Genomic DNA, 1,094 nt, shown 5'->3' with positions numbered 1-1,094 from the left:
GGCGCTCGCGGGTACCATCATTGCCAAGCAGCGGGCGCTTGCGCTGTCAGGCGGCCTTGAGATCCCTGAGTGTCTTCTCGACGGCGCCCTTGACCGGTTGGGAAATGTCGATCACCGCCTTGGTGGTGAACGCCCAAAGATCATTGGCCTGCTTGACGCCCATTTCGACGCGTTTTCGTAGGAATGTCGTCTGCAGCTCAATTGCTTCGGACAGCGACTTCGCTCCGGCCAGAGCTTGAAGATGCGAAAAGTCAGCTTCGGTATTGGCGCGCAACGCGGCGATCGTCGTCAGCCACAGCTCGTTGCCGACCAACATTGCGGTCTCGAAGGTCCGTTTGAGTGCTTTCTGTGTCTCTTCAGCACCGGACTGAAATTTGGCAAACGCCTCTTTCGATTGCTCGACGCCCTTTTCGGCGACCTCGTAGACCTGATCGGTGGCCTTACTGGGGTCAAATGCCAAATATTCGACGGTTTCAGCGGTTTGGCTGAGCTTGTCTGCGATCTTGGACATCTCCGGATCCTTCTGGTTAGCGATGGTTTATTGTATGCGGTGCATCTTTGTCTGCTCTGTTGCCCTTTATCCGGGAATCGGTCGGGGGCTGAAGAATTGCCATCCTCGCCGAGGACAGCCACGGCAGAGGCGCCTGTGCAGACTTGGCTCGACCATTCCTTGGCGAGTACGGCGCCCTCCTTCTCCTGCATCCGGAATGTACTGCTGTAGTATGGCCGGAGCCCCGGAAGATGGAATTGCGGTAACATTTCGGTTCTCCGCACGACTGTTGTCGGTCCGTGACGCGTTTGCGGAGGAAGAAAGCAATATGCGTGCCAAATGAAAAACTCATTTAAATACAAGGCAATCATTCAACCAACGACGCCGTAGTCTGACATTTGTCGATCGTCGAACAATGCGAAGTGACGTTGTACGGCCGGGCAGGTAAGCCGCTGTCTGAAGGTCACGCTTAATCTGCCGAAAAAAGCTTCTCGTGCTCCAAGCGCATTTCGTTGTACTGGGCTTGAGCTATCTGCTCGTTGCCGAGTGCGGGGGCCCCTTGCCCTCCCCTGCTGTCGGGTTGGCGATCTACGCGATACGATGT

The 1,094-nt window shown here is 55.9% G+C and carries 1 protein-coding gene; it reads right to left on the bottom strand.

The features are described 5' to 3' along the window. Nucleotides 1–46 precede the first annotated feature (46 nt). The gene (locus ILFOPFJJ_RS34600; RefSeq protein WP_173514868.1) at nt 47–511 is read right to left on the bottom strand and encodes a phasin; all 465 of its coding nucleotides are present in this window, start codon (nt 509–511) and stop codon (nt 47–49) included. Nucleotides 512–1,094 lie beyond the last annotated feature (583 nt).

This window comes from Sinorhizobium psoraleae, from assembly GCF_013283645.1.
Taxonomy (GTDB): domain Bacteria; phylum Pseudomonadota; class Alphaproteobacteria; order Rhizobiales; family Rhizobiaceae; genus Sinorhizobium; species Sinorhizobium psoraleae.
This window is presented reverse-complemented; position numbering and strand designations above follow the sequence as displayed.

Bases quoted from the DNA above. Each gene is read 5' to 3' on its own strand.
- ILFOPFJJ_RS34600 (WP_173514868.1), bottom strand. From the start codon at position 511: ATGTCCAAGATCGCAGACAAGCTCAGCCAAACCGCTGAAACCGTCGAA.